The organism is Photobacterium makurazakiensis (assembly GCF_050336715.1).
Classification (GTDB): Bacteria; Pseudomonadota; Gammaproteobacteria; order Enterobacterales; family Vibrionaceae; genus Photobacterium; species Photobacterium makurazakiensis.
Map to the genome: position 1 here is coordinate 1 of NZ_JAKJSJ010000116.1, position 6,461 is coordinate 6,461.

Below are 6,461 nucleotides of genomic sequence, written 5' to 3' on the forward strand. Positions count from 1 at the left end.
AGTATATAAGGCTCATTCTTTATTTGTATTATTGTTATACAATAATTTCATTTCCATGTTATAAATAACATCTGTACTTTAACTTATGTCAAAAATCTCGTTTATTTTCTGACTATTAGCCTTGATTCAGAAAGGTTACACAAACCCAAAACAAGAGAGATATAATGAAAAAGTATAATAAAACCTTACTTGCCCTATTAGTATCCATCCCGTTCTCTGCGGCTTCACACGCTAGTCTTGACTCTAACAAAGCTCCTTCAGATAACTTTGATTTATCAATGTGGAAAATTGTTATCCCGATGGAGGATGACAAGCCTGAACGTAAAGGCAAAGTGATGGAAATATCCAAAAAGCAGCTAAATAACGGCTTTCAGCACGAAGAATGGTTCTATACCGATCCAAATAACGGTGCAATGGTATTTGTCGCGCCCAACAAAGCAATGACGACACCGAATTCTAGTAATGCTCGTGCAGAGCTTCATGCTTTAATTTCAGAAAAACATGATATTGGTGCTTACGAACCCGAAAACAATTTTGTTCTCGCTTCGCATCCTGAAGCTGATAACTTTGGGGCTATTGGTGGCCGAATGAGTGCAACACTCTCTGTCGATCATGTAAGTAAAAGTGGTGACCATAGACATAACGATTCTTTTTCTGTCGTAATAGGTCAAATCCATGCAGGCACAAATGAGCCCTTAAAGATTTTCTATCGAAAATTACCCGATCATGAATATGGTTCTATCTACTGGAACTACGAGAATAATGCACTCGATGAAGACTACCACCGTCGCTTAGATATCTCCCATAATGTATTTGGTCAGGCAAAGCTAAGGTTTGGTCAAGCAGACCCTAAAGATGGTATTAAATTAGGTGAAATTTTCAGTTACGATGTTCATGTTGATGATGACGTAATGTATTTGGAGTTCACCAAGAGTCTAGACAGTAAAGCTCCAATTACACGATCGTTTGCAATGGATCTTTCTAAAGGTAAATACTTGGGCAATAAATACGACGCTGGTTACCAAAACGATTGGTTTTTCTTCAAAGCAGGGGCTTATAATCAATGTAGCACTGGTGTTGTTCGTTGCAAAAATGAAGGTTTCGAAGCCGGTGACTACACAAAGGCAAGTTTCTATAAACTTTCTCTCGAACACTAATTAACGCTCATTATTACTATAATAGCTATTACATAAATGATGTACTGCCAATTGGTGCTCAATTGAAATCCGCGTTCAACTTAAAATACATCAAGCTATAGAACAATTGGTCTTGCTGTGAACTTTCTCATAGCAAGACCATTAAATTCTAATTTATTGTCAGCTTTGATACTTAATAATATAAATAACCTCTCTTGCCGTGAATAGCTTTCCCCCATGGCGAAGAAAGAATATTAACCATAATATGCAAATAAAAAACCAGCGATTTATCGCTGGTTTTTTTAGCATTATGATTTTTACCATTATGCTTCTTTTGCAGGCTCTTCCTTGCTATCAAGTGCGTTAGACACTTCAATAGGTAGCTTCTGCAAGACATATGAACCAGGTGCAGCGGCCAATACTGGGTAGTTATCATTGCCAGCCTGACGAGCCTGAATTGCTTCAGCCTCCTCAAAGCCTGCTAGCCAACCATTCCAGTGACCCCACCATGAACCTTCTTCACGTTTAGCACCGCTTAGCCAAGTATCAGCATCCGCAGCTTTTTTGCCATTAACCCAGTAGCCGTACTTGTTCTTTGCTGGATGATTAACAATGCCAGCAATATGGCCTGACTCACCCAGAACAAACGTTGATTTTCCACCTAGGTTTTGTGCACCGCGGTATGTACCTTGCCACAAGGCAATATGGTCTTCCTGAGTAGAAATAAAGTATGTTGGTATTTTGATCTTAGCAAGATCAATATATACCCCACCCACTTTAAATCCTTTAGGGTCAACCAGCTTATTTTCAAGGTAGAATTGACGAAGCAAAGTGCTATGGCAAGCAACCGCGACATTAGTACTATCACCATTCCAATACAGCAGATCAAAATCGATCGGACTATTACCTTTAAGGTAATTATTGATGTAATAGTTCCAATACAGACTATTCTCACGTAGTAAACTGAATGTCACACTCAATGAGCGCCCATCCATATAACCGTTAGCTTCATTTTGTGCTTCAATGGCCGAAATAATCGGATCATTGACATACGCACCAATTTCACCTGGTTGTGAGAAGTCTAATAATGTCGTAAAGAATGTCGCTGACTTAATGCGATTACGCATTCGTTTAGCGGCATAATATGCCAAGGTTGTTGCCAGCAAAGTACCACCGATGCAATAACCAGCAGCATTAATCTGCTTTTCACCCGTTACATCTTCAATAACATCTACAGCTTTCACAACCCCATCGATAACATAGTTATCGAAGTCAACATCAAACATGCTTGCATCAGGGTTACGCCATGACATCATAAATACTGTGTGGCCTTGTTCAACCAACCAGCGAACCATTGAGTTCTTCTCGCGAAGATCCAAAATGTAGTACTTATTGATAAACGGAGGCACTATCAGTAGCGGGGTTGCATTCACATTTTCTGTGAGTGGCTTATATTGGATCAGCTCAAACAAATCATTTTTAAATACTACATCACCAGCTGTATTCGCGACATTTTCGCCAAGCTGGAATGCTCCATCATTTGTCATTCTGATCTTCAAAACATCAGCACTTGACTGAAGGTCTTGTTGTAGTAACTCCATCCCTTTAATCAGGTTTTCACCATTGGTTTCAACGGTTAGCTTCGCCAGTTCTGGGTTGGTAGTTACGAAATTCGTTGGAGACATTGCGTTAATTGCTTGACGAGAAAAAAAGCCCAAACGCTCTTTCGCTTTATCGTCTAAGCCATCCATTGAGTCAATGGTCTCTTTCATCGAATTGCTAAATAGCAAATATGATTGCTTTATGTAGTTATAAAACGCTTCATTATCCCATGCAGGATCACTGAAACGTTTGTCATCTTTTTCAGGCTTAACAAGATCGGCTTCGTCACCCGTTTTCATGGTGACATTTTGCCAAATCTTCATCTGATTTTCCCACCAGTCCATTTGCACTTTTGCAATTACGGCTGGCTGCGCTGATGCTTGTTCTATCAACTTAGTCGTATCTTCTAAGCTGACTTCATTGAGCGCTTTATTTAAGGGAGTATTCATGGCTGCCTTGCCAGAATCCAGCTCCTTCCACCATACTTGGTTCATTTCTTGGAGCTTGGCAAAGTAGTCCGTAAAGAAGTTATGGTTCATTGCAATGACCTCTATAGCTGGACTAAAAATGCCGCCCACAAATGGGGCGGCACCGGGTGGTCATTTTGATTAAGCTGGTGTTGCTTGCTGTACGTTTTCAGCTACTAGCTCTTCAACTTCAGTTTTGAAGCTTTGTGCAACAGAGTTGAACTTGTTGCTATCTTCGATAAGCTGCTGAGAAAGCTTAGTTAGCGTTTCTAGCTGCTGGCTATTGAATTCAGCAAAAGATTGAACATCTTTAACTTCACTAACAGCTTTAAGCTGAGTTAAACCTAGGTCGCTGTATGCACGAACTGCTGCAATCTGAAGCTCCGTTAGCTCTTCAACGTTCTTAGTGAACATTTTGTTGAACTTAACGTATGGTGCTAGTGATTTTTCAGTCTGCTCTGAGAATGATTTAAACATTTCCGTATACATAGCTATTTCCTTTATTTCAGTAATGTGTAAGTGTCTGAGCCATGATGATTTCAGACACAAATTAATATCAGTTAATTAAACGTTTTTCAGTACGATTGCCGTACCCATACCACCACCAACACATAGCGTAGCAAGACCATGCTCTGTGCCGCGGCGACGCATTTCATGAAGAAGACTAACAATAATGCGGTTACCCGACGCACCCAGAGGGTGACCCAATGCAATAGCACCGCCATTAACATTTGAACGTTCAGCTAAGTCTTCAACTTGTGTATCTAGTTCGTCAGCAAGTTCGTGTAATACGCCTAGTGCCTGACCAGCAAACGCTTCGTTAAACTCAAACAAGCCAACAGAATCGATAGAAATCTGAGCTTTATCCAGCGCTTTAACAACCGCTGGTACTGGGCCTAAACCCATAATCTCTGGTGAAATACCGGCCTGAGCATAGCTTTCAATCTCAGCAATCGGCGTTAGACCATATTTTTCGACAGCGGCTTCAGAGGCAACAATAATTGCACTTGCACCATCGTTAATACCTGAGGCATTGCCAGCTGTTACTGAGCCACCATCACGTTTAAATGCAGGGCGAAGCTTAGCAAGACCTTCAATTGAAGCATCTGCTTTTGGATATTCATCGGTATCTACAACGCTAGTTTTACGACGAACTGTTACTTCAACAGGTGCAATTTCTTCAGCAAATGTGCCTTGCTCAATAGCAGCAACCGCTTTTTGTTGGCTAGCAAGTGCAAAGTTATCTTGCTGTTCGCGGTTTAAACCCACTTTTGCTACCACGTTTTCAGCGGTTACGCCCATGTGGAAGTTGTTGAACACATCAGTAAGGCCATCTGAAATTAGCAGGTCAGCCATTTCTAGGTTGCCCATCTTCTGACCATCACGCAGTGATGAAGGAAGGCAGAATGGAATCTGTGACATGTTTTCAGCACCAGCGGCAACAACAAGATCTGCGTCCCCAGCCTTGATGTGCGCAGCAGCGTCCATTACCGCTTTCATACCTGAACCACAAACCATATTCAGGCTATAAGCAGGTACTTCAACAGGGATGTCTGCATACAGTGCAGCTTGACGACCAGGGCCCATGCCCTGACCAGCACCAATGACATTACCTAAAATAACTTCATCAAGATTAGCTGGATCAACGTTGGCTTCTTTAATCGCCGCTTTAATTGCAACTGCCGCTAAGTGGGCAGCTGAAACCGTTTTAAGTGCACCGTTAAAGCTACCAAGAGGCGTACGTTTTGCTGCAACAATATAAACTTTTGACATAATTTCTAGCGTCCTTTCAAACTACGAAGAAGATGATTAGTGCATGTACAAGCCGCCATTCACAGACAATGTTTCGCCTGTGATGTAAGCCGCGCCATCGCTTGCAAGGAAAGTAACTGCCGCTGCAACTTCAGCAGGAGCTGCAAGACGTTTCATTGGAATCTCAGCTTTAATGCTATCTAGTACTTCAGGTTTAATCGCTTCAACCATTGGAGTACCAGTATAACCAGGGGCGATTGCATTAACGGTAACACCTGAACGAGCACCTTCAGCAGCAAGTGCTTTAGTAAAACCAATCATGCCTGCTTTTGCTGCTGAATAATTCGCTTGGCCAAACTGACCTTTAAGACCGTTTACTGATGAAATGTTGATAATACGTGCATTTCCATGCTCACACATAGATGCAAACAACGGCTGAGTAACATTAAACAAACTATTTAGGTTTGTTGAAATAACATCATTCCATTGCTCTTTTTTCATTCGCTTGAAGGTAGTATCGCGAGTGATACCTGCATTGTTGACCAAAACATCAATGTTACCTTCTTCTTTCAATAATGTTGCAAGAGCCTCTTCACAGAACTCTGCATCCGTAACATCTAGAGGGAAGAGGCGCACCTGATCTTCTGAATAATTATTCTCTTTAAACCATTCTTTTGCCGTTGCTTCACCGCTTGGGAAGTATGTCGCAATTACACGATATCCCGCTTCAACTAATCCTTTAGTGATCGATGAACCAATACCACCTTTCGCACCAGTTACTAATGCTTTTTTACTCATTTCAGAAGACTCCATTCCATCGCCATGATGAATTAAACTTAAATTACAACAACTTAATATTGTTTACCTTAAGACGCCAACCAACATAACTCGTTTGCCAATTTGTCTTTTTATTCTTTAAAGCATCCTAGCTAAAGAAAAAGACATTTTGGTTACTCTTACGTTGCACGTTTATTATAAGAACATAAGCACATATTAATATCAACACACGGAATCAATGGTCGTACCAATATACCTGCATAGAATCACAGAACGACCAATGCAACAGATTTAACAAAGTAATGTGTCAATATTGTAAAGAACGCACCAATATATAGCAGGAAAAATAAAGCTCTATCAAAACAACAACATACAATAAGTGCCTTGGTGCATATCTGACAGGGTGGAACTTAATTCGCCAATCTGATTAATATTCGCTTAAATAAAAAAAGCCAAGCTAATGCTTGGCTTTAGAAAGCTAGAACAATATAGATTAATAAATACATACGCTAAAATTACATTTATTAACATTTAAGCAACAAATGTCCGCTTAAATATTAATCATCGAATTAAAAAGCGACTTTTACACTGTAACTACAGATTAGCGATACTAGAACGCAACATTCCTTGAGTTACAATAAAATCAATAATTACATCTAAACCTGTACCTTCTTTTAAGTTGGTAAAAACATAAGGCTTGTCAGGCCTCATTCGAGCAGTATCTTGC

General features: G+C 40.4%; 5 protein-coding genes. 1 reads left to right on the forward strand and 4 read right to left on the reverse strand.

Annotated features, from left to right (window positions below; genetic code table 11):
* The first annotated feature begins 164 nt into the window (after nt 1–164).
* A complete protein-coding gene (locus L4D09_RS28300) occupies nt 165–1,157 on the forward strand; it encodes a polysaccharide lyase family 7 protein (RefSeq protein WP_428460874.1) in 993 nt (330 codons plus the stop codon).
* Nucleotides 1,158–1,459: 302 nt separating this feature from the next.
* On the opposite strand, the gene phaC is transcribed toward L4D09_RS28300, so the two are convergent.
* The 4 genes from phaC to L4D09_RS28320 form a co-directional block, all read right to left on the reverse strand.
* Entirely contained in the window at nt 1,460–3,277 is a 1,818-nt protein-coding gene (gene phaC / locus L4D09_RS28305) for a class I poly(R)-hydroxyalkanoic acid synthase (RefSeq protein WP_428460875.1), read from the reverse strand.
* Nucleotides 3,278–3,346: 69 nt separating this feature from the next.
* Nucleotides 3,347–3,694 (reverse strand): phasin family protein, encoded by a 348-nt coding sequence (locus L4D09_RS28310; RefSeq protein WP_428460876.1) that lies wholly within the window; start codon nt 3,692–3,694, stop codon nt 3,347–3,349.
* Between the two features lie 75 nt (nt 3,695–3,769).
* Nucleotides 3,770–4,978, reverse strand: a complete 1,209-nt coding sequence (locus L4D09_RS28315) for an acetyl-CoA C-acetyltransferase (protein ID WP_428460877.1) — start codon at nt 4,976–4,978, stop codon at nt 3,770–3,772.
* Between the two features lie 36 nt (nt 4,979–5,014).
* A complete protein-coding gene (locus tag L4D09_RS28320) occupies nt 5,015–5,755 on the reverse strand; it encodes an SDR family oxidoreductase (RefSeq protein ID WP_428460878.1) in 741 nt (246 codons plus the stop codon).
* Between the last annotated feature and the right edge of the window lie 706 nt (nt 5,756–6,461).